21 protein-coding genes are annotated in these 22,696 nt (G+C 61.7%); 7 read left to right on the top strand and 14 right to left on the bottom strand.

Annotation, left to right across the window (positions count from 1 at the left end; translation table 11 throughout):
- Nucleotide 1 precedes the first annotated feature (1 nt).
- Entirely contained in the window at nt 2-3,238 is a 3,237-nt protein-coding gene (gene recC / locus LJE63_01120) for an exodeoxyribonuclease V subunit gamma (GenBank protein MCG6905195.1), read from the bottom strand.
- Between the two features lie 159 nt (nt 3,239-3,397).
- The gene (gene elbB, locus LJE63_01115) at nt 3,398-4,060 is read right to left on the bottom strand and encodes an isoprenoid biosynthesis glyoxalase ElbB (protein MCG6905194.1); all 663 of its coding nucleotides are present in this window, start codon (nt 4,058-4,060) and stop codon (nt 3,398-3,400) included.
- 510 nt (nt 4,061-4,570) lie between these two features.
- Here elbB and LJE63_01110 point away from each other — a divergent pair.
- Both LJE63_01110 and yhbY read left to right on the top strand, forming a co-directional pair.
- On the top strand, nt 4,571-4,963 hold the full coding sequence (locus LJE63_01110; GenBank protein ID MCG6905193.1) for a hypothetical protein: 393 nt from the start codon (nt 4,571-4,573) through the stop codon (nt 4,961-4,963).
- Nucleotides 4,964-5,323: 360 nt separating this feature from the next.
- Nucleotides 5,324-5,629 carry a ribosome assembly RNA-binding protein YhbY gene (gene yhbY, locus LJE63_01105; GenBank protein MCG6905192.1) on the top strand — a complete coding sequence of 102 codons (306 nt, stop codon included), beginning with the start codon at nt 5,324-5,326 and terminating at the stop codon, nt 5,627-5,629.
- A 221-nt stretch (nt 5,630-5,850) separates the two neighbouring features.
- Here yhbY and LJE63_01100 read toward each other — a convergent pair whose 3' ends face one another.
- A complete protein-coding gene (locus LJE63_01100; GenBank protein ID MCG6905191.1) occupies nt 5,851-6,282 on the bottom strand; it encodes an iron-sulfur cluster assembly scaffold protein in 432 nt (143 codons plus the stop codon).
- A 71-nt stretch (nt 6,283-6,353) separates the two neighbouring features.
- Between LJE63_01100 and LJE63_01095 the strand changes: the two genes are divergently transcribed.
- Nucleotides 6,354-7,337, top strand: a complete 984-nt coding sequence (locus LJE63_01095) for a transcriptional regulator (protein ID MCG6905190.1) — start codon at nt 6,354-6,356, stop codon at nt 7,335-7,337.
- A gap of 60 nt (nt 7,338-7,397) precedes the next feature.
- Here LJE63_01095 and LJE63_01090 read toward each other — a convergent pair whose 3' ends face one another.
- The 3 genes from LJE63_01090 to rarD form a co-directional block, all read right to left on the bottom strand.
- On the bottom strand, nt 7,398-8,315 hold the full coding sequence (locus LJE63_01090; protein MCG6905189.1) for a universal stress protein: 918 nt from the start codon (nt 8,313-8,315) through the stop codon (nt 7,398-7,400).
- A 79-nt stretch (nt 8,316-8,394) separates the two neighbouring features.
- Nucleotides 8,395-9,417 (bottom strand): CIA30 family protein, encoded by a 1,023-nt coding sequence (locus LJE63_01085; GenBank protein MCG6905188.1) that lies wholly within the window; start codon nt 9,415-9,417, stop codon nt 8,395-8,397.
- A complete protein-coding gene (rarD, locus tag LJE63_01080; protein MCG6905187.1) occupies nt 9,414-10,376 on the bottom strand; it encodes an EamA family transporter RarD in 963 nt (320 codons plus the stop codon). The genes LJE63_01085 and rarD overlap by 4 nt, the downstream gene beginning before the upstream one ends.
- Nucleotides 10,377-10,588: 212 nt before the next feature.
- On the opposite strand from rarD, the gene LJE63_01075 reads away from it, so the two are divergent.
- Complete coding sequence (locus LJE63_01075; GenBank protein ID MCG6905186.1) at nt 10,589-10,906, top strand: DUF1232 domain-containing protein; 318 nt, start codon at nt 10,589-10,591, stop codon at nt 10,904-10,906.
- A 20-nt stretch (nt 10,907-10,926) separates the two neighbouring features.
- Here the strand turns inward: LJE63_01075 and LJE63_01070 are convergent, their stop codons facing one another.
- Complete coding sequence (locus tag LJE63_01070) at nt 10,927-11,451, bottom strand: hypothetical protein (GenBank protein ID MCG6905185.1); 525 nt, start codon at nt 11,449-11,451, stop codon at nt 10,927-10,929.
- A gap of 271 nt (nt 11,452-11,722) precedes the next feature.
- Between LJE63_01070 and LJE63_01065 the strand changes: the two genes are divergently transcribed.
- From LJE63_01065 to LJE63_01055, 3 genes are all read left to right on the top strand, one after another.
- Nucleotides 11,723-11,902, top strand: coding sequence for a hypothetical protein (locus LJE63_01065; GenBank protein MCG6905184.1), 180 nt, complete (start codon nt 11,723-11,725; stop codon nt 11,900-11,902).
- Between the two features lie 46 nt (nt 11,903-11,948).
- Nucleotides 11,949-12,737: a putative molybdenum carrier protein gene (locus tag LJE63_01060; GenBank protein ID MCG6905183.1), complete on the top strand. Its 789-nt coding sequence runs from the start codon at nt 11,949-11,951 to the stop codon at nt 12,735-12,737.
- A 545-nt stretch (nt 12,738-13,282) separates the two neighbouring features.
- Nucleotides 13,283-14,032 carry an N-acyl homoserine lactonase family protein gene (locus tag LJE63_01055; protein MCG6905182.1) on the top strand — a complete coding sequence of 250 codons (750 nt, stop codon included), beginning with the start codon at nt 13,283-13,285 and terminating at the stop codon, nt 14,030-14,032.
- Nucleotides 14,033-14,073: 41 nt separating this feature from the next.
- Here LJE63_01055 and LJE63_01050 read toward each other — a convergent pair whose 3' ends face one another.
- The 7 genes from LJE63_01050 to LJE63_01020 all read right to left on the bottom strand — a co-directional run bounded on the left by LJE63_01050 (nt 14,074) and on the right by LJE63_01020 (nt 22,385).
- Nucleotides 14,074-14,811, bottom strand: coding sequence for a dienelactone hydrolase family protein (locus LJE63_01050; protein MCG6905181.1), 738 nt, complete (start codon nt 14,809-14,811; stop codon nt 14,074-14,076).
- 267 nt (nt 14,812-15,078) lie between these two features.
- Nucleotides 15,079-16,368: a hypothetical protein gene (locus tag LJE63_01045; GenBank protein MCG6905180.1), complete on the bottom strand. Its 1,290-nt coding sequence runs from the start codon at nt 16,366-16,368 to the stop codon at nt 15,079-15,081.
- 76 nt (nt 16,369-16,444) lie between these two features.
- Nucleotides 16,445-17,080: a hypothetical protein gene (locus LJE63_01040; protein ID MCG6905179.1), complete on the bottom strand. Its 636-nt coding sequence runs from the start codon at nt 17,078-17,080 to the stop codon at nt 16,445-16,447.
- Between the two features lie 308 nt (nt 17,081-17,388).
- Nucleotides 17,389-18,381 carry a hypothetical protein gene (locus LJE63_01035; GenBank protein MCG6905178.1) on the bottom strand — a complete coding sequence of 331 codons (993 nt, stop codon included), beginning with the start codon at nt 18,379-18,381 and terminating at the stop codon, nt 17,389-17,391.
- Nucleotides 18,374-19,084 (bottom strand): ATP-binding cassette domain-containing protein, encoded by a 711-nt coding sequence (locus tag LJE63_01030; protein ID MCG6905177.1) that lies wholly within the window; start codon nt 19,082-19,084, stop codon nt 18,374-18,376. The genes LJE63_01035 and LJE63_01030 overlap by 8 nt, the downstream gene beginning before the upstream one ends.
- A 14-nt stretch (nt 19,085-19,098) precedes the next feature.
- On the bottom strand, nt 19,099-19,917 hold the full coding sequence (locus LJE63_01025) for an ABC transporter permease (protein ID MCG6905176.1): 819 nt from the start codon (nt 19,915-19,917) through the stop codon (nt 19,099-19,101).
- Between the two features lie 20 nt (nt 19,918-19,937).
- Nucleotides 19,938-22,385 (bottom strand): GAF domain-containing protein, encoded by a 2,448-nt coding sequence (locus LJE63_01020; protein ID MCG6905175.1) that lies wholly within the window; start codon nt 22,383-22,385, stop codon nt 19,938-19,940.
- Between the last annotated feature and the right edge of the window lie 311 nt (nt 22,386-22,696).

Below are 22,696 nucleotides of genomic sequence, written 5' to 3'. Positions count from 1 at the left end.
TCTACAGCGCCACCTCCCGGGCATGCGCCATCAAGGGAGTCAGAACGGTTTCCGCGAGTTTGAAGAAATCGGCCTCAAACCGCCGTACATCCCCGAAAATCCGCGCCAGATAGGGGTCGGCTGACTCGCCGGGAGAAAAATCGTTGCCGCACCACACCCTTTCTGCGGCCGCGCAGGCAATCGCATGGCTTTTGCCGCGGACCAGGCGCGCCCGGGCATAGGCCAGGGCCGATTCCGGAAAAAAGACCAGCGGCGCTGAAACCCCCTGGAAGAAGAGCTGCAGCAGTTCTTCCAACAGATCCTCGGCCGCCGCGGGCACCCCGAACCGCATGGCGCTGTCCCGGCCCACCAGAAGCCCCTCTCGATTGCGAAAGACCACTTTGGGGTGGCATAGCAGCAGGTGCTGCAGCCAGGAGACCATCAGGTCGCGCGCCTTGATGCGTCCAAAGCGCAGGCGCACCTGGCCGCGTTCGAAGATCTCGCCGATTTGACCGTGCAGGTGCACGCCCGCCAGCTCAAGTTCCACCATCGCGGGGGGCAGCGGCGCGCCGCTGCCGGCCCGCTGAAGGCGATGGCAAAAGACCTCGGCCTCGGCCTGCAATTCGTGGAACACCACCTGGCCGACGTTGCCGTGAGGCAGTCGGCCGGCTGCCGAGAGGGCCGTCAGCAGGTCTGCGGGTTGGCCCCCGGCCAGTCGGTCCTGGATCAGCTCCTGAAGGATCAGGTATTTTTCAAGCGCGTTGAGAACGAAAGGTTCGCGCTCCTCGGGCAGCTCCGGGTCGGCGTCGAAGAAAACCCCCAGTCGGCGCTGCAGCAGAAAGCGTGCGGGGTGCGACCAGAAAGCGCAGAGATCCTCTATCGCCAGCCGGCCACCATCCAATCCGGCGGCCGGCAGGTCGTCATTCCAGAAGGGGGCCGGGGGGGCGGCCCGGTCCCGCATCCGCACCGCTTCGAAATCCTCCCGGGAATAGCTGGACAGACCCGAACCCGGCCTGAAATAGTCCCCTGCAAAGGCCTGCAGGCGGTGGCGGGTTTCCAGCGCCCCGCTTTCGATACCGTAGACATCGGCCAGGTAGTCCTGAAGCTCGGCCACCAGCACCGAGGGCGGCTGGGGGCTGTTGTCCTGCAGACTCTGCCCCAGGTAGCTGATGATGAGTTTTTGGCGGGCCGACAGGAGGGCCTCCAGGAAAAGGTAGCGGTCATCGTCCCGTCGACAACGGTCCCCGGCTCTGGGCTCGCGCACCATCAGGTCAAAGCCCGGCTGCCGGCTGTCGCGCGGAAAGGCATCGGCGTTCATCCCCAGGAGGCAGATGATTTTAAGTGGAATACTGCGCATGGGCAGCATGGCACAGAAAGTGACACCGCCGGCGATAAACCCACCGCCGAAAACCGTGCTGTCCACCTGGCCTTCCAGGGCGGCCCGCACCACCGTCAAGGGCAGGGCCTCACGGCATCCGGCTTCGCTTGCATGACGGGCCAGGGCAGCGAGGGCCAGCCGCAACTGCTGGGATTCACTGGCCAGCGGGTCGTCCAGGACGAAAAAAGTCTCGAAGACCTCCCCCAGGTCCGCAGCCCAGGCGGTCAGGCTGCGAGGTTTTTCCAGTCGTTGGATAACTTCGAAGAGGGTCTCGGCGAAGGCCACGAACTTGCCCAAGACTCCGGCGGTGCTGCCCTCAACCAGGTCGTAGGGCAGTATCCCCTGGAACAGCCGGCGGCCCCTTCCCGGCAGCGCGTAGCCCAGCAGAAGTCTCTGCAGCCCGGCTTCCCAGGAGTTGGCGGCGATCCCGGGCAGGCCGTGGCGGGTGCGGTCCCGGGCGTCACGCCCCCAGCGGACGGCCGCTTCACGCCCCCAGCGGCCGATCAGCGCCAGGTCGCCCTCCTCAAGCCCGAAGCGTCGGCGGATGGGTTCGCAGGCCAGGAGCCCCAGGACCCGGTTGATTCCAAAACGGCTGCCGGTCAGATCCAGCAAGGCCAGAAAGCCGTCGATCACTCGGCTTTCACGCCGCAGGCTGCGATCGGCGATGCTGAAGGGAATTCGCAGGGCAGGATCGGTCTGCCCGTCAAAAACCGCCTGCACCAGCGGGGCATAGGCTTCGATGTCGGGGGCCATCACGAGGATGTCGCCCGGTCCAAGAGTGCGGTCGGCGTCGAGCAGTTTCAAGAGATTGTCGTGCAGAACCTCGACCTCGCGCATGGGGCTGTGGCAGGCGTGAATTTCGATGGAACCGTCCGCAGCGCCTTTGGGGTGGCTGTCGGCCGCTCGACTGCCCTCGGTCAGGGAGAGAATGTCGTCCTGGACCCGGGCGAGCAGGCTGTCCCCGTGAGGCGCCTGGAAATGCTCGTGCCAGTGGGCCTCGAAGCCCTGGATCATGGAAAAGAAAGCCCGCCCCATGGACCCCATGGCGGCCAGGAGGCGATTGCCGGATTCCAGGTAGAGAGCTTCCGGCGGCAGCTCGGCGGCAGTCCGCCGGGTGATCCGCACCTGTTCGCGGGGGGAGCGAATGTCCGCCCAGAACTCGCGGCAAGGGTTCATCAAAAAAAGGTTGACCCGCATCAAAGCACCCAGGGCCGCGAAAGTCTCCAGGAAGGCCGGCGGCAGGTGGGAAAGGCCGAAAACCGAGACGCGCTCGGGCAGCTCGCCGGTGGTGACGGCGTCGGCACGGTGGATTTTTTCCAGAAGTTTGCGCTGCAGACCCGCCCGGTGGCGGTCTTCACGGCCGGCGGCAAGATCGCGCCACAAAGCCGCCTGCCAGTGGTCGTCGCGGCCCGCCTCCCACGCGAAGATCAGATCCGGGCGAAATACCAGGTACTGGTCGAAGGTGTCGGCAATTTTAACGGCCAGTTGATAGCGTTTGAGGTGGGTGGGGTCCTCGGCCAGATAGCGCCGCAGATGGTCGCACCCCGGGCGGCTGGAAAACTCCGGCAGGCGCTGCATGATCCCGAGGGCCATGGCCTCGCGCTCGAAAATGCGCTCCGCTGGCTTGTGGGGTAGCAGGCGGTCTAAGAGCTCCTGGAGGAATGCATTGGGAAACGGGAAAACACAATGGGCGCAGATTCCCAGCTGCCGGGCCAGCTCGAGGGCCAGCCAGCGCTCCATTCCCCGGCTCTGAATGACGATGGTCTCGGGGCGGAGCACCGCGCTGGCGGCGTTGCTGCTCGGCTGGCTGATCTCCCAGGCAAGTTGCCGCACGAGAACTTCCAGGCGGTTGCTGACAAAAATGTGAAGTCCTGGGGCCATCTGGGCGTCTTCGAGCCGGCGGGGGGGCGTTTGAAGGGGGTCTCCGGAAGCCCGGCCCCCGGCGCCGCGCACCGGGGTGAATACCGCCGCGCGGCGGCGCCAGCCCGCTCGGCTCTCTCCACCCAGGCGCCCCGCAAACGGTGGGGTGCCGGGATCCTTTTACGCGGAAATCATGGCCATGATCCGGGCCACCAGCTTTTCGATGCCGGTCGCCACATCCTTGATGCCCGGTCCCAGCATATAGGCCGGGGTGGTCACCAGCCGGTTGCGCTCGTCCACCTGGATCATGTCCACCGTACAGGTGTGGTGGCGGCCACCCATGGATTCGATGGCCCCGGCCGTTGCCGCATCGCTGCCGATGGTCACCTCGGGGTGCCTGTCCGCCAAGGCGCGGGTCAGGGTGGCGGGTGCGATGCAGATCGCGCCGATGGGTTTGCCGGCCGCGACCATCTCGTGCAACAGGCGCTGGACTTCGGGATGCACTTCGGCCGCCGGCCCCTTGACCGCGAAATCGCTCAGGTTTTTAGCGGCGCCGAACCCCCCCGGTATGATCAGGGCATCGAGGTCGGCGGCTTTGACTGCGGCCACGTCCTGGATCGCCCCCCGTGCGATGCGCGCCGACTCCACCAGAACGTTGCGGCGCTCATCGGTCGCTTCCTGGGTCAGGTGGTTGATGACGTGCATCTGCGCCGTGTCCGGCGCCATGCAGCGGATGGTGGCGCCGGCTCTGTCCAGAAACAGCAGGGTCAAAACCGCCTCGTGAATTTCAGTGCCGTCAAATACCCCACAGCCCGATAGCAAAACCCCAACGGTTGCGGTCATGTGGCCTCCTTCCGGCAGCCTGTCAGCTGCCTGGCGAAAATTAAGATGTCCTGCGAAATGGACGCTCGCCCCCGGTGTCCGTTGCCTGCGCCCCGCCCTGGCGGAGTCTTTCGCTCTGGCATGGCGCATCATTGTTCGGCGATTTTCGGCGGCCCATCAAAAATTTTTTGCCAGCCACCGTCCGGTGGGAAAGTTCAATCTAAGAGAAAATCAATCTGATTTCAAAGAAAAAATCGCTTACCAGGCCGCTTGAAAGCGGCAAATCGCCATCGGATGGTGGCGCCGGATCGGGAAAAACGATTTTTCGTCCGGTCCTCCTGTTCCTGTCCCGAGGGCGGCCCGGATTGAATCCCAATAATCAAAAAAAACAGGCTGTTGAGGTAAAGTTAAAGGGGGTTTCAGACGATAATAGGGAAAGCCCGGTTGGGTGGGGGAAATTTCGGCTGCGACCGCCTACCCGCTCCGGGGTGCACCGCATGATCCGTCAAAACCGCTCGGAGGAGGGGAAAAATGCATTTCTGGCGAAAGGATCGCCGGCTGGACAAGCGTTTGACAGTATCCTGGAATGCTGTCCTGAAAGCGACCTTTTTGGGTTACGAGGAGGTGATGACGGTCACGGTGAGCAATTTCTGCCTCAAAGGGGTGCTGCTGTATACCGACAACCTGTCGGTGCTGAACCAACACCTGATGATCAGCCGTCACAGACCGGATCTGCGGCTGACGATCCACACGCCCGACGGTGAAATCGAGTCCAAGGTTGAAATCCGCTGGTACACCTGGTCCTGCGAGAAAAACCTGTTTGAAGTGGGGGTCAATTTCATCGACCTGCTGGAGCACAACCGTCCGCTGGTGGACCGCATTCTCGACGGCCGGGAGTATGCCACCGAAATGGCGCTCCAATAGTTCCCCTTGCCGGGTCCAGCCCTTATATCCGCCGCTTATCCCTTGCCAATGGCCGCCGTCTCGGGTATGAAGCAGACGGTTCCGCAAAAAGGCCAATTCCTGCGTTGCGCTGCATCTCGAAGTCGCTGCGGCGTACATTAGTGCGTCTCACGCCGCTGAGATTTGCGCGCCTTGGACTTGGCCTTTTTTCGAAACCGTCTGAATTTTGTCTTGCCGTTTCATCAAATTGCCCGCCGGGTTTGTTTGCAACACGCTGCGGTTGCCAATCTTCGGCGGCTGCAAACACCAATCCTCCCCGGCCGGACAAACCAAGGACAGCGGAAAGCCGGGGGTTCCCTGATGGGCCCGGGAAAGGTTTGGATGCTGAAGAACGCTCAGAAAAAATATTTGAAGGGATTGGCCCACAGCCTCAAACCGATCGTCACCATCGGGCAGAAAGGGTTCAACGCGGGGGTTTGCCGGTCGGTGGAAGAAGCGCTCCTGGCACACGAGCTCTTCAAGCTCAAATTCAACGAGCACAAGGAAAAGGAGCCGAAAAAGGCCATTCTCTCAGCCATCGCCACCGAGACCGGCTGCGAGCTGGTGGGAGTCATCGGCCACACGGCGATCCTCTACCGCCCCCATCCGGAACCGGAAAAACGCACCATCATCTTTCCCTCGCACTGAGGGCCTCGGCAAGAAATAATGCCACCTCTGGCTTGTCTTTTGGCCCGTCACCGGCGTTACATCCGCCGGCACATATCCCGATATGCACCGGCGAATGTGCCTGGGTGACGAACCAAAATCCGGCGCCGTATTGTTGAATTATTTATTGCCGCGACCCTGAGGCGCCAGGCCCGCCTCCCGGTCGTGCCGGACCGCAAATCCGATGTGAAACCTTTGCCACCTTACTGAGGCGGGTCCCGCCGGTGCGCAGCGGTGCCCTGTCTGCGCTGCATGTAGTCGTCCACGGCGGCCCGCAGGGCGGCGGCTGCAAGGGCTGCGCAGTGGCGATGGTCGGCGGGGACCCCGCCGGCGGCCCGTTCGATGGCCGCAGCGCTGATGTCGAGAATTTCCGTGGCGTTTCGTCCCCTGGCCAGACGAGCGGCGGCCAGCGCACACGTGCAGCTGTATGCGCAGCCGTCGGAGCGAGCGGCGGCGTCAACCACCCGCTCAGCGCTGAAGGTAAGACCGATGGCCACGCTTTCCCCACAGCGGCCGGTGATTCGCCCCTGACCGTCGGCGCGCCGCGGGCGTCCACTTTTAAGCCGCTGCAGCGCCAGGCAGCCGGCACCCACCAGCAGCATCAAAACGGCGGCGGCGGCCAGCTGAGCCAACATATAATCTCCCTTTTGACGGCGTTTTTGTCTGAAGCCGGCCCCCCACCGGCGTTTGCGCAAAAGGAGGCGTCATGGCCCGCGGCGATCAGCTCGGTCGGCAGTGGCAGATACTCCAGCATCTGATCAGGGCGCGCCGCGGCGTGGGAGCCGCGGAATTGGCCCGGCGGCTGGGCTGCCACGTGCGAACCATCTACCGCGACCTGGAAGCCCTGCAGGTGGGCGGGTTCCCGATTTACAACGATCAGCGGGACGGCCGCAACCGCTGGGCCCTGATGGAGACTTTCCAGGATGGGGTCCCGATTCCTCTGACCCCGCGCGAGCTCTTCGCCCTCTACTTGAGCAAGTCTCTGTTAACCCCTTTGAAAACCACCTTTTTCTACGATGCGCTGGAAACCTTTTTCAATAAAATCCGCGCCACCCTGAAACCATCCCAGCTGACCCACCTGGAGGCCATCAGCCGGACCTTTCAGACGGGCTTCGAGCCCTACCGCGACTACGGCGCCCACCACGCCGCCCTGGAGACTATCACCGAGGCGGCGATCCGAAAGCGCTGCGTACAGCTGGACTATAAGGCCATGGGACGCAAGGCCCGGACCCAGCGGGTGGTGGCCCCCTACAAGATCTGGCACTTCCGGGGCGCGATCTACGTGGTGGGGTTTTGCCATCTGCGGCAGGATGTGCGCATTTTTGCCCTGAACCGGATCCACGCCGTCGAGAAAACCGAGGAGGCCTTCGAGCTCCCCGATGATTTCGACCTCACCGCCTTCATGGGCGGCGGTTTTGGGGCGTTTGCCGGAAGGCCGGTTACCCTTCGGATCTGGTTTGCCGAGAAGATTGCCGGCTACATCGAAGAGCGCACCTGGCATCCCGGCCAGAGGATCCGGCGCAACCGGGACGGCTCCATCGTTTACGAGGCCGAAACGGCGCTTACCGCGGAGACCCGGGCGTGGGTGCTGGGCTGGGGTGCAGCTGCCCGTGTCCTGGCGCCCGAGCGCCTGGCCGCTGAAATCATGGCCGAAGCAGAGCAGATGGCCGCCGCCTACCGGCGCCGCTGACCGTCCGCTTGCTTCCCGTGCCTGCCGCCGGGCTGAAGACGGTGCGCCGCCCCTCCCCTTTTACGTGCCGGTGGTCGCCGAACGCACGGCCAGAACCGGGCAGGAGGCCGAGCGAATTACGCGGTCCGTGGTGGAGCCCACCAGGAGCGACTCCAGCAGGTTCATGCCCCGCACCCCCAGCACCACCAGGTCCATCTGGTTACCTTGGGCGTAGGCCGTCAGCTCCTGGTGGGCCCTGCCCTCCAGTAACGCCGTGCGCGGCGTGCACCAGTCGGCCGCGCTGCCGGGGATCCGTTCGGCCAAATTTTCCCGGGCGCGGCGCCGGATCAGGTCCCCCAGGTTTTCTCCCAGGGCCCTTTCGATGATATCGGCGCCATAGCCGGCGGGTTCGATGACGTGGACCAGGTGCAGCTCCGACTGGAACTCCTGGGCCAATTGAAACCCGAACGCCACGGCCAGATCGCCATCGGGAGAAAAATCACAGCCTACCAGGATGCGCCGGAAAAGCGCTGCGGGCGGCTGCCCCGGCGGCGCATGCCTTGCAGCCGCGCTGAGCACCAGAAGCGGGCATGGCGCAATCCGGATCAAGCGCTCGGCGACCGATCCCAACACCAGGCGTTTAACCCCGGAAGCACCATGGGTGGCGACGATCACCAGCCCCGCGCCGCGCTCTTCGGCCAGGCGGGCGATTTCATCGGCGACATTGCCCTCCACCACCAGCGCCTCACAGGGCAGCGGCAGCCCCGCGACGAGCTTCTCAAGCTGTCCCTGGGCCTCTCCCCGCAACTGATCACGGCGGGAATCGGAGTAGAGCGGCACATCACCGAACATGGTGGTCGAGCGCGGGACAAACAGGACGTGACAGGCACACAGGTTCGCCTGGAAATGGCGGGCCAGCGGGACGCCGTAGGAGAGCCCGCGATTGGCCGCCTCGGAAAAATCGGTGGTCCAGATCACCTGGTCGATGGTTATCGGCATGTTTTTCTCCTTTTGGGCTTCCCGGCGGGTCACTGATGGGGTCATACAGGAGGCCCCAAATTTTGTAAAGCCGCAGGGCTCAGCTCCCCGTGGAAACCGCTGGGACCCCATTGGCCGCCCCTTTCACCAGGCGCACGCGGTCCAGGAAAACCGTGGCCGGAGCCGGCAGCCGAACGCTGAAGAGCCCCAGCCCATCGATGCGGGACAAATCCAGGGGCCGCATCGCGGGTGCCAGACGGATATCTTCCAGCGGGATGGCGATGTCGTTCCAGCCCGGCGTGATCCTAAAGCGGCGGTTGAATCGGTCGCTGTAGTGCTGGCCGGTGAGGAGGTGTGTCCGGTCGTGAACCCGGCAGGTGAGCGCAAGCGGCGCCGGGCCGGGGTTGAAAACGCTGAATTCCAGGGCGTCGTAGCCGCCCCAGTCCCGCGGAAAATATTTCAAAGCGACACCCGAATACTTGGCCCGCGTCAGGGAGATTTTAAGGGAGCGCCGCCCGTCGCGGAACACCTTGCCGGAAAGGGTTCGGGCCGCATCCCCCTCCCAGCGGTCCAGTTCGGTGGTGGTTTCGAAACTCGCTAACTGCGGGAAGGCGGCGGCGGCGCGGTATTCGTCCAGCAGTGCGGCCGCCAGGGGAACGCAGGCGGCCGCTACCATCAGGACCGCGGCGGCCTGCAGAATCCGCTGCGGCCAACGGACCGCTCCCCCCGCAGGCTTGATTCCAAACGCCAAGGCGAGCAGCGTGCCCAGGAGATCGCGGGCCACATCGCTGGCAGCGGGCAAACGCCCGATGCCGGCTTGCAGCAGCTCCACCAGCGCGCCCAAAACCAGCGTCGCTGCCAGCGCGCCCCAGATTGCCCCGGCAGAATGCGCGTGCTTTTGATAAATGCGGGTCTGCAGGAAAAGGTCGGTCAGAAGAAAAAAAAGCACGATGTGGCCGAGGTTCCAGAACCGGCCGAAACTGCGGGGGGAATGATATCCCGGGCCGCCCACGAAAAGCAAAACGGCCAGCAGCACCGCCACCGCGATCTTCAGGTGGCTGCGGGAGAAAGGGAACCGCCAGCCGCGGCGGCACCCATTGCCGTCACCGCCGGTGGGCGTCATTTGCGCGCGCCGTGAGTCAGGGCTGGGGAAGGCCGCGTTAAACCGGATGCGGCGGCATGGCGGCGGTAAAACAGGGCCGAGTCCAGCGAATAAACGGCCAGGGCGGTCCAGATCATCAGGAAGGTTTTGACCTGAGCCGCGGAAAACGGCTCCTCATAGACCAAGACACCCAGCAGGAACATGCAGCTGGGGGCCACGTACTGCAGAAAACCCAGGCTCGCCAGGGTCAGACGGCGAGCCCCCAGCGAAAAACAAAGCAGCGGCAGGGCTGTGACCAGGGCGGATCCGGTTAGAAAAAAACTGATCCGCGGGCCTCCAGCGGCAAAGGCTGCGGTGCCGGCGGCCTGCAGGGCACCGAGATAGGCCAGGGCCGGAAGCGAGAGCAGCGCGGTCTCCACTTGCAGTCCCACCAGGGCCCCGACCGCAACGGTTTTGCGGATCAGCCCGTAAATCCCGAAGGTGACGGCCAGGGTCAGTGATACCCAGGGGAAGCGCCCCAGACTGATCGTCAGATAGACCACCGCAGCGCCGGCCAGCAACACCGCGCCATACTGGAAGCGCCTGAGGCGTTCCCCGAGAAAGAGGGCCCCCAGGATGACGTTCACCAGCGGGTTGATATAGTAGCCCAGACTGGCCTGCAGGACCAGGTCGTGGTTGACGGCCCAGATGTAGATCAGCCAGTTGGCGGCCACCAGAAGGCCGGTCAGCAGGAGGATCGCCACCGCGCGGGGCTTTCTGAGAACCCCGATAAACTCCGGCCAGCGGCCCTGCCACCACAGCAGCGGCAGGAGAAAGACAAAAGACCAGACCATCCGGTGGCTGATGATCTCCAGGGCCGGGACATCACCCAGGACTTTCCAGTAGACCGGGCTGGCACCCCAGATCAAAAAGGCCGTCAAGGCGAAGGCCACCCCTGAGACGGGTGACGGATCAGGCTTTGAAAAACGGGTGGGGTTCATGTTATTGTGTCAGCCTGTGAAGCGGGTGTTCCCCGGAACGGAAAATAGCAGCCCTTCGCCGCCACCTCCGCGCGAAAAGCGAGCCAGACCATAAACAAAGCCCCGGACGATGTCAAAAGGGATTTGGTGCAGGAAACGAAAAAAGCCGCTGGCGTCGGGCGCTGCTGGGAGCTGCCGGCGGGGGGAGCGGGCTGCGGAATAGGATTGTTACGATGGCGCTTAAATCCCCAAAATCCAACATGCCGGCGGGGCTATGGCGCCGCCTGTGGACCGATTTGCGTCTATTGGGATCCTTGTTGCGGGATTACTGGAGCGGGACCTACCGTCAGGTCCCGGCGCTGTCGATGACCGCCCTGGTGCTGACCCTGGTGTATATCCTGATGCCCTTGGACCTGACGCCAGATACGATACCTTTACTGGGCCAGATCGACGACGCCTTATTGCTCACCGGGTGCCTGTTTTTCATCGAAAAGGATCTTCATCGCTACCAGGCGTGGAAAACCCGCAGCCGGGGACCGGAAAACGGCTGAGGCGCTCACTGTTTCCTCTTTCAGGGCCGTTGCCAGAAGCTCCAGGAGACCCCGCCTGGGCCGTTATCATTGGAGGCGAGGCCGCCTTCGCCGACCCGTCCACTGTAGCTGAAAGCCACGGCATCGGCCCCCGCCGGAATTTCCAGCTGACGTTCGATGCGCCACTGCCGGATCGGGGTACGGTTACCTGAAAGCGCGAAACTGCGGCTGGAGAGCACCCGGTTTTCGGAGTCCAGAAAATGAACGCCCAGAAAGACGTTGCTGGCGAAGCTGAAGCCTCTCTGCATATGCCCGGCCAGATTGACCGTTGCCTCGAGCGCCAGCGTCTGCTGCGTCGGTTTGAAGATATAATTGACCACGAGATCCGGTGTTTGCCAGGTGCCCCTGCTTTCGGTGTCCGGCACCAGTTCCAACCGGTTTTCGGGCCGGGCCGTGGTGCCCACATAGGAGAAAACTCCAGCCCCGCAACCGGCCAGCACGATCAAACACCCGATCGCCGCCAGAAAGGCGCCCCCGCCGCGAAAGGTCTGTGGATTGTTCCTCATCGGCACTCCTTCTCGCTCTTTTACGAGCCAATTGCAGGGGTTAATGTGAAACGGCTGGGTCCCGGGCCGGTGTTGGCATTCTGCCGTGGGTGACCCGGGACGGTACATCTTAAAATCTGGTGCCGTTGGTTCAAATGGAAATTTAAGATCACTCTGACAGGGCGCAACGGGCGACCTAATAAAACGGGAAATCGGCCAGGCTGTGGAGATTGGCCCGACGGTCGAAAGCCGCTCTTAGGGGATATTCTCACTCGCGCGCGGGAAACGGGAAATGAACCCGACCTTTACCCTGATATTCTCATCGATTCTGATCGGCCTCTATATTTTGGGAATTGTGCTCTACACCAGCAACCGGGCGCCCTGGCGTAAAATCATCGTGAATGAGTTTTTGGTTTTTGGGATACTGGGATTTTTGGGGTTGTGGATCGTCATCCACTTTTCACTGCGGTGAAGGCGCGCAGAAAGCCGGAATACGCTAATCTGAGAGGTGCCGGGGTATGATTGCAAGGATCGTTACCAGCGGTCAGGTGGGTGTTGAACAGGCAGCGATCGAGGCCGCCGGGCGGTTGGAGCTTCCCTGCGCCGGACAGCCCGCGGGCTGGGAAGCAGAAAAGGGACCGATGGCAGCCGATCAATGGGCCGCTGCGGTGGAGGGCAACGCCCTCGCCGCCGACGGCACCCTGCTGTTTCGCACCACAAAGCTGCCGGATTTTTTTCGTGTAATCCAGCGCAAGATCGTCGCCTCGGCGGACGCCTGGCTGGAGATCGATTTAAAGCAGATCGCGGGTTTCCGGGCTGCCGAGAAAATCAGCGGCTGGATTGCGGCCAAAAAAATCCGCGTGCTGCATGTTTCCGGCAGCGCCGAGAGCGAGAACAGCAGCCTCCAGCGCAGTGTGGCCGACGTTCTGGAAGCCGTCACCTATCTGTTGATGATGACCGAAAGCCCGTCGGGCTTTTCCCGCACCCCGCGCCTGCAGGCCGCCGAGCGCCGGGATTTGCCGACCACCGTGGCCGCGGCGGTCGATCATCTGGACCGTCACCTGCCCCTCAAGGACCGGGTGCTGATCGCCAATATGACGGAGAAGGAACTGCCCGGCCTGCACCTCGCCCTCGGGGATTACATCAAGGAAACCTTCGGGCTGTATGTCGGAAACGACGACCTGATGACGGCCTGCCGCTTCTATCTTCGCAAAGCCAGCGTCTCCCCGGATGAGGCGAGTTTGGCGATTCTGCGGGCCCTGTGGTTGAAGTTGCAGCAGACTATGAGACTTCGGGTTGTAAAGTGACAGAATATAAGGCTATTTTAACTGGTTCAGGCACGCCTGGCACCCGGCCCGGCGGCCTGCCCTGGCTACCAACGAAACCGGCATTCCGGGATCAGCCCAACAGCTCCTCGAACATCTTGCCGGGGGCGCCGCAAAACGGACATTGGTAGGGGGGCTCGGGCCCGGAGTGCACGTAGCCGCAGATCATACAGCGCCATTTTTTCATCGCGAATCTCTCCTTGAAGTCAAAGGGCCGTCCGTGCAGGTGCCGCCGTCCTCACAGCGTCTGTTCCAACACGGAGCAGAGCGTTTTATCCTCCTCAACCGGAAGGGGTTGTGCGTCGTCTTCAGGCGCGAGGCCGACGGGCGCATCACTGTCCTCGACCGGCAGTGCGATCTGGACTTCAGGGCCTCGGGCAGCGCCCTGATCCGCGACGGCTGGCGCTGCGTGGGGCCGGGACTGGAGTACGCCTGGCTTTTCAACCTCCCCTTTTCGGGCCCGCTTCGAAATGGGGCCGCCGGGGGCGATGACCTGAGCCAACAATCCGAAAAAAAGGGGGAAGCAGATGGGCACCTACAAGATCCATCCCATCGTTCTGGGGACAAAGGTTTTTGACAAGGGCATGATGACCTACCAGCATGGGTACGGCAAGCAGTATGTCATCCCGATCTACGCCTGGTATCTCGAAGGCGGCGACCGAAAGGTGCTGGTGGATACCGGTGAGATGAGCCCCATCCAGTCACCGGAGCGCGAGGCGGCCATCGGCGGCAAGATCTATACCTTCGAAGAAGGCCTGGCACACTGGGGGTTGAAACCCGAAGAGATCGACATCGTTGTCCACACCCATCTGCACAACGATCACTGCGAAAACGACTACAAGTGCCCGAATGCCGAAATTTACGTTCACCGCGCCGAAGTCCAGCGCATCCACCACCCGCACCCGCTGGATTTTCGCTACCTGGAGGACTACATCGAGGAGGTGGAAGAAAACGGACAGCTGCGCTTAATCGATGGCGACCGTGAAATTCTCCCGGGTATCCGCGTGATGCACACCCCGGCCCACACCGACGGGGGGCTCTCGGTCCTGGTGGACACGGCCCAGGGACTGGCGGTCATCACCGGCTTTTGCGTGATCGAGGAGAACTTCTACCCGCCGGTGGAAGTCAGGGCAATGGAAATGGAGGTGATCCCGCCGGGGACCCCGGTGGATGTCTACCGCGCCTATGACATCCTGCTGGAGATCAAATCCATGGCCGATGTCCTGATCCCGCTGCATGAGCCGAGATTTGCGGATGTGGCTACGGTGGGGGAATAGCGCCTTGGCCAGGCGTCTGGTCACCCCAACCCGCCCCACCGCTATTTCAGGGTTTCGGAGAGAAATTCGCCAAACCGCCGCCACGACTTTTTATCGGCGTCCTCCCGGTAGCGTTCGGTGCCGAAAACGGTAAAGGCATGGGGGGCACCGCCGTAGGTGATCATTTCGTGGGCGACCCCCTTCTCCTCCAGCGCCGCCGCCAGGGTGGCGAAATGATCCATGGTGACGCTGGTGTCCGCCGTGCCGTGCAGGACCAACAGCTTGCCCCTGGTTTGGGCGTAGTCCTGGCCCTCCGGCGTCGTCAACCCCCCATGGAAGCTGACGAACCCTTTCAAATCCGCCCCTGAGCGGGCCAGCTCCAGCACGGCCGCGCCGCCGAAGCAGTATCCCATCGCCACCGCGTTGCCGCTGTCGGCGCCCTGGGCCTTGGCCGCCTCCAGGGCCGCGTTCAGCAGGCTGCGCATCTTATCTCGGTCCCCGTACAGTTCGGCCGTGTGCCGGCGTTTGTCGGCCTCCTCCGTTGGCCTGACCCCGGCGCCGAAAAGATCGACGGCAAAAACCGCATACCCCATCTCCGCCAGCATCCCGGCCCGTTTGATCTCGTAGTCCGTCAGTCCGTCCCAGTCGTGGACCATCAGGACCAACGGGGCACCGGCGCCGGGGGTGATGAAATACCCCTCGTAGGATTTCCCGTCCTCCTGGTAGGACACCGCCTTGCCGGCGGCGGCGGCGGTGGTCGAAAGAATTGCTACCAGCATCAACGTGTATAGGATTCTCATGGGCTACCTCCTTCGGAATCACAGTTGGCGTATTGCTTAGCGTTTGACGACAAACCGACATCGACTGCACGGTGGGATACTGCGGTCTTGTTGTGGCGGTCAAAAACCGGCTCACGGTGGGGATAAGAACACCCCCAACGCACCGCCCTATATTTCACCAAACTAAGTAAAACTAAGGTTTAAAAAAGCCTTGGCAATATCGGGCGCTGCCCAGCGGTTCAGGCAGTCAGCGAGCGGGGCGCTTCCGTCTTCTGTACGACCACGGTTTTACTCTTCGGCTGGAGATGCGTTATAGCGCCTGACGGCGCCCCGAATGCGTTGAAAACCGAGAAAGAAAAAGCCGACGCTCAGCATGTAGTAAAGAACGTATTTTACGTAGCCCATTCCGTTCAAAGCCGGAAACGCATCGGGAATCGTCCAGCAGTAGAAAATGACCACCAAGGCCAAGAGGGAGGCGATCGCGGGTGTCATCAGCACCCCAAGCTTGAGCCGGCGTTTGACGGGCGGGTCCAGCGGGTCAACCCAGAGTGGCATGACCAAAGCGATCTCGCCGTCGTTGATGGCCACCTGCTGCGGGTCATTGGCCTGGACCAGCCGGTGGAAGGATTGCCGCAGCTGCATGTTTTGACAAAGGTTCAAGGCGGCGATCAGGAAAAGGACGGCAAACGCCACCGGTGCCAGCAGGATCGCCTCGTCGATCTCCAACCCGATTTTGCCGAACCGCGTCTTGATGTTCTTCAGGGCGTTGTTGAGATCCTCTTTGCCTTTTTGGATCTGCGCTTTCTTCTCATTCAGTTGCTCGAACTTGACCCGGCCCGCCTCAGCGGCCTGCTCCATCCGGCGCCCGATCTCCTCGAACTGATGGTCCACCCAAAAGCGCTGAACCCCTGCGACCATGTTCTGGTAAATCGGGGATTTCTGACTGAAATTGCGCCAAAAACCAGGGTTTTTCGCCATCTCGCTTCGGATCTGTTCGGTATTCTTTTTAATCCCGTTTTGAAGGTCCGCCTGCCATTGATCGAACTCTTTGATGTTGAGTCTCTCGAGGGGGGCGGCAATCTCATCGGCCAGGATCTCCTGGTATTGGGCGGCACGCGCCGCCATGTATTGCCGGATGCGGCACACCATCCACGGGTCCATGTCGACGGGGGAACCACAGGACTCCGCCGCGGGGCCGAGGCCTTCCGGAAGGGGCGCCAGCGGACCCCCGGCAGCCTCTCTTTCGAGGGCCTGAATGTAACCCTCCAAAGGTTTGGGCGCGTTTTCCACCGCCTCAAAAATTTTTTTTAGACCCGTCAAGGCCTGGTGGTAGGTAGCGGCCCGCGCATCCTGCTGTGTGATGTCTTGGGACAGCCGTTCCAATTCGGATTGAGTCTTACGCGCATCGATCTGCAGGTAAAGAAAGGGGAAGAGGATCGAAAAAACGAAAATGATCGACAGGGATATGTGACCGACGTGGGTCGCGGTGAAGACCTTGGAATTGCTCTTGTACCGCTCGAAGAGCCGCTTGACGTGTTCGTCTACTGTTTTCTGAAAGTTTTTGTCGTTTTCGGCCATGGGCGCCTCCCCTCTTACATTCCCGGCCAAGCTCGCCGCCGTTCTTTTTGTCACCGCCGTAGCGGAACCCATCGAATCACTGCGGTTGCGACTCGTCCACGGCCAAGGGCTTTAGATGGCGCGCCGCTTGGAGAAGGGATAGCGCACCGGACTGTTCGGCCAGGCGCATGCTCTCCTGGATCCAGACGTCGGCCCGCGTCGTGTCGCCGCTCAGGGCGGCACTGCGCGCGGCCCTGAGGTAGCGATAGGCGGCGTCCTCCAACCGTTTGGCACGTTCACAGGCATGCCCCGCGTTTGCCAGGGCCGTCGCCATCAGGCGGTAATTGCGGTTGGCAGCCCGCAAGCGGGCGGTCTGGTCAAACGCCGCCGCGGCATCGTCCCATCTTCCGTCGAGCAGGGCCAGGCGGCCGATCAATTCCAAACGATCCGCCTGCAGAGCGGGCAAGGACGGTTCCCCCAGGGCGGTTATCGCCAGCCGCAGCAGATCCGAATCACCCTGGTCGGCCGCTAGAATTCCCCTTAAGAAATGGGTCCGGGAGAGCGTCTCGGGTGAGGCCGCTGGCCGAATCGATAGAATATCGGCACTGATTTGCCGCGACCGGTCGGGGAATCCAAGGTGGTAGAGGGCCACGGCCTGCACCAATAGCAGGTCCGCCGGAACGGAATGGCCGGCGGCCGTCCATTCGAATTGCGCCTTTTCCGCATGCACCATCGACTCCGCGTAATTTCCTTGCCGCAAATGACAAACCGCCAGGTTATAGAGGGTATCCGCGATCGCCTTCAGATCATCTGCCAGGTAAGCCCGCCCAAGGGCCCTTTGATACCCCGCGATTGCCTGCGGAATTTGCCCGTTATCGAAGGCGAAACGGGCCATTCGACTCGACTGGTCAAACTCTCGATCGCCTTCCACAATCTCCGGTCTGACCTGTCGCGATCCCCCGCAGCCGGCCCAAAAGCACAGGCAAACCAGGGTAAACACGCCGAGCAGCCACCCGATTTTGCGATGCCGGATTGCACCGGTCATGGTGTCACCTCACGCGCGGGTATGGGCCCACTGCGGGGCGTTGCGCGCCTCCCACCGCCCAACAGCCAACTGGAGCGCAATTGCTGCAGAAGGAGTTCGAGTTCATAAAGCACCAGTTGGGTTTGGCCCAGCAGAACGGGCGCATCGATGGTGGCGGCGCTGACACTTTCGATCATTTTCGGCAGCTGCGGCGTGGTGCGGCTGAGATCCTGCATCACCATTTCCAGCGATTTCAACACGTTCGCGGCATCACGGGTAATCTCTGGAATCTCGCCGGATTGCTCGGCAATTTCGGTTGACAGGGTGGCAAGATTTCCGACCGTCGTCTGCAACGATGCCAATATCTGCGGCAATTTGTCGAGATTCGTGTTCACCTGGGACAAAAGGGCCTCCACTTCCCTGGCCAGGCGATCCTCTTTCAAAAGCCGGCCGATGGCCCCCTCTCCGGCGGCGATTATACCGGTGATGGTGTTCAGACTGACCAGCAGGCGCTGGGCCTCGTCAATGGTTGGCAGCACCTTGGCGCGCACCTCCGACAGCAGCTCACCCATCGATTCGGTGGGCGCGCGTTCGGCGACGGCATTGATGACGGCGTAATCCCAATCGAGGGGTTCTCCCTGGCCGCGGGTGATTTCAAGCAAGGAGGCCCCGGCGACGCCGAATTCTTTTCGGATGATGGCTCCGGAATCACGCCGCACGAAACCGGTCATCTTCTCTTTGAGTTCGACCACTGCATGGATCTCCTGGCCCGGGACAACAACGATCTGTTTGACGGTGCCGGCCTGGGTGCCGAGTATTTCGACTTTGGCACCCCTGGAAAGCCCGAACAACCCCTTGTCCGGCAGAATCACCTTGAGCTGCGCTGCGGGCTCGAACCAATTGCGCAGCCGCCCGGTTTGCATTACGGCGGCAGCGAAAATCAGCAAGGCCAAAAGAACCAGCGCCCCAACGGCTTCATTGGTGTAACGAAATGGTCTGCGGTCACTCATGCTTTTCGCTGACCTCCAGCAGTTCACGGCCGGAAAGGCGGAAAAGGCGGTCGGCCGGTATCGAATCGTCGCGCCAGATTTCCTCCGAGAGCGTCATCCAAAAGACGGCCCCTCCCCTGTTGCGGACCCGGCGCACGGCGTTGACCAGGGAAGCCATGATCCGTGGGTAAACACCGAGGGTCGGTTCTTCCAGAAGCAGCAGCGACGATCTGCCCAGGAAGGCACGGACGCAGGCAGCCCGCCGGCGGTCATGAGGTGTGTATTCATTCGGGTACCCGGTGGGAAGCCCCGGGAGGTTGAACTCTTTGGCCAAATGGGCGGCTTCCTGAAGCAGCTCATCCTTTGGCCTTCGCGTGTGGTGGCGTTGGGACAGCAGAATGTTGTCGGCCAGGCTGAGACCATCCAACCAGTTGCTCGAGGAGAAAACCCGGCCGATTTTCCCCCTCATCGCATTGGCCGTATCGGCCGAGGCATGCTGCCAATCACGACCTAAAAAAAGAACGCTCCCCTTGGCGGGGCGCAGGAGGCCCGAGAACGCATCGGCCAGGGAAGCGCTCTGGCGCATATTCTGGAGGTGGACTAAGGCGAGTTGGCCGCTGTAAAGACTGAAATGCGCATTGGTGTATTCACCGCTCTCCCCCTCGGTGAAAAGCGTGACGCGCGTGACATTCAACACCGCGCGGCGGTAATCGATTCTTTCCATCGATCCCTACTTTCTCACAGAAGTACTGTCAGCGCTCCCGAAACCAGAAAAACGGCCAGGACGGATTTCACAAAACCGACCGGCAGCACCTCGGCCACCTGCCCGGCCCGCTCGCCTGCGGAAAGCCCGGTGGTGCAGGTGATCAGGGAGACCAGCAGTCCGGTGATCAGCGGCTTAAGGGCGATAATCGCATACTCCCGGCCGCCCATTTCCACCAGTACCATGTTCAGGAATTCAATCGGGGTCCGGTCGGATGGATTCAAGAGGTTTCCCGCAAAGTAGCCGGTCGCTAAGGCCGTCAGAATAAAGACGACGTTCAGAGAAAACATGGAGACGGCCATCGCCAGCGCGCGGGGTAAGATGAAAAACAAAAAAGGGTCTATCCCCTGGGCATCGAGCATGCGCAGCTGTGCGGTGGCGCGCACGTGCCCGAGTTCGACCATGTTGACCGAGCCGCTGCGCCCGACAAGAATCAGGGCGACCATCAGCGGGGCGATTTCGCGAACCAGGATCAGGACGATGACCTGGCCGACAAGATCCCTCTGACCCGCCAAACCCAACCAGTAGAGGAACTGAACCACCATCGCCAGTCCGATCAGCAGACCACTTAACAGGATAAACGACAGCGAACCGATACCGATCAGGTAACACTGGCGCAAGAATTCTTTCACCAAGGTTCGCCGCCAGTTCAGGGGCCGACAACTTTGCCAGAGCACGGCCGTCGCCAGACTGCTCAACTCGATGAACGGTCGTAGCAAAGAGATGGCCCATCGACCGATGGCGGCCAGAGCCTTCCGGAGCGTGTTCGGCCGCCGGGCGCCGCCGTTGACCATGGGGGTTTCGGCTGCGGCTGTCATAGGTGCCCCGTCAGAATGTAGGTGGTCAGTTCACCGACATTCGGCAGAAAATAGTGGCCGCGCACTTTGAAGAGGTATCCGGTTTGCAGCCGCCGGTAGGTGCTTTCGCTGACGTGAATTTCACCGATCGACCCGGATTCGGCCATGATGCCGGCAGTTCTGACGGCCTCTCCCCACAGGTTGTATGTCTGGTGCTCGCGTCCCACGGCGCTGCCGATAACCACACCGGTGTCGATACCGATCCGAAAATCGAGGATCGAACTGGAATTTTCGAAGATGCCGAGACAGGTGTTCTGAATGTCCAGGGCAAGTTCGGCAATCACCCGCGGGTGGTCGCGAGCGTCGTCTTTGCGGAGGCCGGCGGCGCAGACCAATTGATCGCTCATGAATTTCATGTACCCGACACCGCTGGCCGAGGTGATCTCTTCCAAATGCTCGATCAGGCGATCCACCGCAGTCGTCGCCTTCTCGGCCCCGATCCGTTCGGTCAGAGCGATCGGATCGGTGAATTGCAGAACCAGAACGGTGACGTCTTCCAATACATCCGCGCCGATCGCCTCAGGAGCCGAACCGCGCTGCGCCATTTCCCTGCGAAAGGCCTCCATGCGCAAGTCCACGATGGTAGCCAGGCGCATGGCGGGTTCGGCCTGCTCCACCGGTTTTCCGCCGTCGATGGCCAATTGCTTGCTGTGACTTGCAGCCGCTTGAAAGGCCTCGTCCGGCCCCACTGTTTGAAACGGGCCCGCGGTACCGACCGCAGGTGCACACGCGGTCTGACTCTGAGCCGCACTCAGCCTGAGTGCCAGAAGACCGGCGACGGCCTGGGCGAAGGATACTTCTTCCGACCGCCATCCATGAGCCGACCCCTTATGTTCGAACCACAACGCGCCACGGAATTTCTCCTGGTCGACAATGGGGATGGCCAAAAGACGGATGCAACCGAAGGGATTGAGGTAAATGCGGTGAAGTTCGGCCGTCCGCGGATCTCGGGCCGCATCCTGGACGGGCAAGGTCTCTTCCGTGAGCAGGGCCTCGAACAGTTGGGGCAAGTCTTCCTGCAGCAGAACGGTTCCGCGCGTGTGACCGCCGCTTTCGCGGTCATAGCAGTCGTTGCAGACAAGCTGCCGCCCGCCGGACAGCCACTGCCAGACGCTGACCCGGCGAACGCCTGTTGCTTCGGCTGTAATGCGGGTCAAATCCTCAAGCGCGGCTGCATCGGCCGGGTCGAAGATGGCCGGTTTGGCGGCCAGATCGGAAAACGCCCGGCTCTGGACTTCCATTTCTTTTCGCCGTGCGAGCAGCAAGCGGGCGTTGCGGTCGGCCCGCAGCCCCTGCCAGATCAACAGCCCGGCCAAAGCTGACGCCAGGACCAGGATCCCCATGGACATGAGCAACGCTTTGCGATTGTTGCGGGATACGAAGCCGACAAAGTCGTCGGCCGGTACGGTAATCAGAACCGACCATTTCTTGCCGATGGCGGACTGAAGAGACGAAACCGTGTTGATATAGTTCTTTCCATCAACGATCAGTTCACGACGCCCCTCTTTCTCGATCAGGAAGCGGTTGAAAGCCCGGTCGAGGACCGGGTCGCCCAGCTCGTTCATCTGTGCGGCGACAAGTTCTCCATCCTTTTGTTTCATCATCCGACTGACTTCCGGGAAGGCCACCAGACCGCCGCTGTCGTCGATGATCATGGCGCGGCCGTTGCGGCCGATCTGCAGATCGCTCAAAAATGCGCTCAAATTTTCCAACTCGATGTCCACCCCAACGACACCGACCAACTCGCCTTCGCCGTCGCGGAAAGCTTTCGAAGCGGTAATACCCGGTTTTTTATCGGTAAAGAAAATATACACGTCGGTCCAATAGACCCCCGCCGTATTGGCGGCGCCGATGAACCAGGGGCGGGTGCGAGGGTCATAGGTATCATCGGAGGGGTATTCCCTGCCGATTTCACGACCATCCGGGTCCCGTCGAATCCAGGCGACCTTGATGCCGCCCTCCCCTCTTGCAATCGTCTTGGTGTGAATCGATTGATCGGGCATTTTCTTCAACATCAGGTAGTTGCCCTGGGTGTCGGCGAAGCTGAAAATCGCGAGCTGGGGTATGTTCTTCAGCATCTGGATGGCCAGGCTTTCGGCCAGCAGCCGCTGATTTTCCGAATGTGGCGAGGCTTGGATTGTGCTGCTGATGATGGTGACCATCTCGGCGGCCGGGGAGAGGAATGACCGGACTTCGGTCGCGATCCGGCTGTCCAAGGATTGCAGGAGATCCTCTGAAAGCGCCAGGGCGTCCCTGCGGTTGTTGGCATAGCTGTAAAGCGCGATCCCGAGGATTGACCCGATCATCAGCGCTACGCAGGCGATGGGCACCACGATCGCCAGCAAGCGCCGTTTGAACTGCTCGCGCCGCGAATCGAGGCGGCTGATATCGAGGATTTCTTCCATAACAGGCCCGTTTCGACGGGGCGGGAAGCGTTTGTTCAGATGGGGACAACGATCATCTTCGAGGTTCCGCTGATCCGTGGAGGGGAAGAGAATAGCTCACGACTGGTTAGATCATGCTGAAATTGACGTCCTCACTGTGGTCGCTTCCGGCGAAAGAATAAAGGTTCTGGTTGAAAACGATCAGATCGGAGAGCACCAGATCTTTCAGTCCGTCTTTGCCCGAGGGGCTCTTGGCCACCACCGGCAGCGTCGCGCTGGCGATATGGTTCAGCGGACCGGTATTAAAATTTCCAGTTCACGTTGAAGTTGAC

The sequence above is a fragment of the Desulfobacteraceae bacterium genome, assembly GCA_022340425.1.
Taxonomy (GTDB): Bacteria; Desulfobacterota; Desulfobacteria; order Desulfobacterales; family JAABRJ01; genus JAABRJ01.
Note: the sequence above shows the minus strand (reverse complement) of the source record. Positions and strands in the feature narration are given on the sequence as shown.

What these genes read in the sequence shown, in the direction of transcription:
- LJE63_01040 (MCG6905179.1), bottom strand. Translation starts at nt 17,080, where the DNA reads ATGGTGCATGCGGAAAAGGCGCAATTCGAATGGACGGCCGCCGGCCAT.
- LJE63_01085 (MCG6905188.1), bottom strand. Translation starts at nt 9,417, where the DNA reads ATGACGCCCACCGGCGGTGACGGCAATGGGTGCCGCCGCGGCTGGCGG.
- LJE63_01065 (MCG6905184.1), top strand. Translation starts at nt 11,723, where the DNA reads ATGAACCCGACCTTTACCCTGATATTCTCATCGATTCTGATCGGCCTC.
- LJE63_01025 (MCG6905176.1), bottom strand. Translation starts at nt 19,917, where the DNA reads ATGGTCAACGGCGGCGCCCGGCGGCCGAACACGCTCCGGAAGGCTCTG.
- LJE63_01090 (MCG6905189.1), bottom strand. Translation starts at nt 8,315, where the DNA reads ATGCCGATAACCATCGACCAGGTGATCTGGACCACCGATTTTTCCGAG.
- LJE63_01035 (MCG6905178.1), bottom strand. Translation starts at nt 18,381, where the DNA reads ATGAGTGACCGCAGACCATTTCGTTACACCAATGAAGCCGTTGGGGCG.
- rarD (MCG6905187.1), bottom strand. Translation starts at nt 10,376, where the DNA reads ATGAACCCCACCCGTTTTTCAAAGCCTGATCCGTCACCCGTCTCAGGG.
- LJE63_01050 (MCG6905181.1), bottom strand. Translation starts at nt 14,811, where the DNA reads ATGAGAATCCTATACACGTTGATGCTGGTAGCAATTCTTTCGACCACC.
- LJE63_01020 (MCG6905175.1), bottom strand. Translation starts at nt 22,385, where the DNA reads ATGGAAGAAATCCTCGATATCAGCCGCCTCGATTCGCGGCGCGAGCAG.
- LJE63_01075 (MCG6905186.1), top strand. Translation starts at nt 10,589, where the DNA reads ATGGCGCTTAAATCCCCAAAATCCAACATGCCGGCGGGGCTATGGCGC.
- recC (MCG6905195.1), bottom strand. Translation starts at nt 3,238, where the DNA reads ATGGCCCCAGGACTTCACATTTTTGTCAGCAACCGCCTGGAAGTTCTC.
- LJE63_01060 (MCG6905183.1), top strand. Translation starts at nt 11,949, where the DNA reads ATGATTGCAAGGATCGTTACCAGCGGTCAGGTGGGTGTTGAACAGGCA.
- LJE63_01055 (MCG6905182.1), top strand. Translation starts at nt 13,283, where the DNA reads ATGGGCACCTACAAGATCCATCCCATCGTTCTGGGGACAAAGGTTTTT.
- elbB (MCG6905194.1), bottom strand. Translation starts at nt 4,060, where the DNA reads ATGACCGCAACCGTTGGGGTTTTGCTATCGGGCTGTGGGGTATTTGAC.
- LJE63_01100 (MCG6905191.1), bottom strand. Translation starts at nt 6,282, where the DNA reads ATGTTGGCTCAGCTGGCCGCCGCCGCCGTTTTGATGCTGCTGGTGGGT.
- LJE63_01070 (MCG6905185.1), bottom strand. Translation starts at nt 11,451, where the DNA reads ATGAGGAACAATCCACAGACCTTTCGCGGCGGGGGCGCCTTTCTGGCG.
- LJE63_01030 (MCG6905177.1), bottom strand. Translation starts at nt 19,084, where the DNA reads ATGGAAAGAATCGATTACCGCCGCGCGGTGTTGAATGTCACGCGCGTC.
- LJE63_01095 (MCG6905190.1), top strand. Translation starts at nt 6,354, where the DNA reads ATGGCCCGCGGCGATCAGCTCGGTCGGCAGTGGCAGATACTCCAGCAT.
- LJE63_01045 (MCG6905180.1), bottom strand. Translation starts at nt 16,368, where the DNA reads ATGGCCGAAAACGACAAAAACTTTCAGAAAACAGTAGACGAACACGTC.
- yhbY (MCG6905192.1), top strand. Translation starts at nt 5,324, where the DNA reads ATGCTGAAGAACGCTCAGAAAAAATATTTGAAGGGATTGGCCCACAGC.
- LJE63_01110 (MCG6905193.1), top strand. Translation starts at nt 4,571, where the DNA reads ATGCATTTCTGGCGAAAGGATCGCCGGCTGGACAAGCGTTTGACAGTA.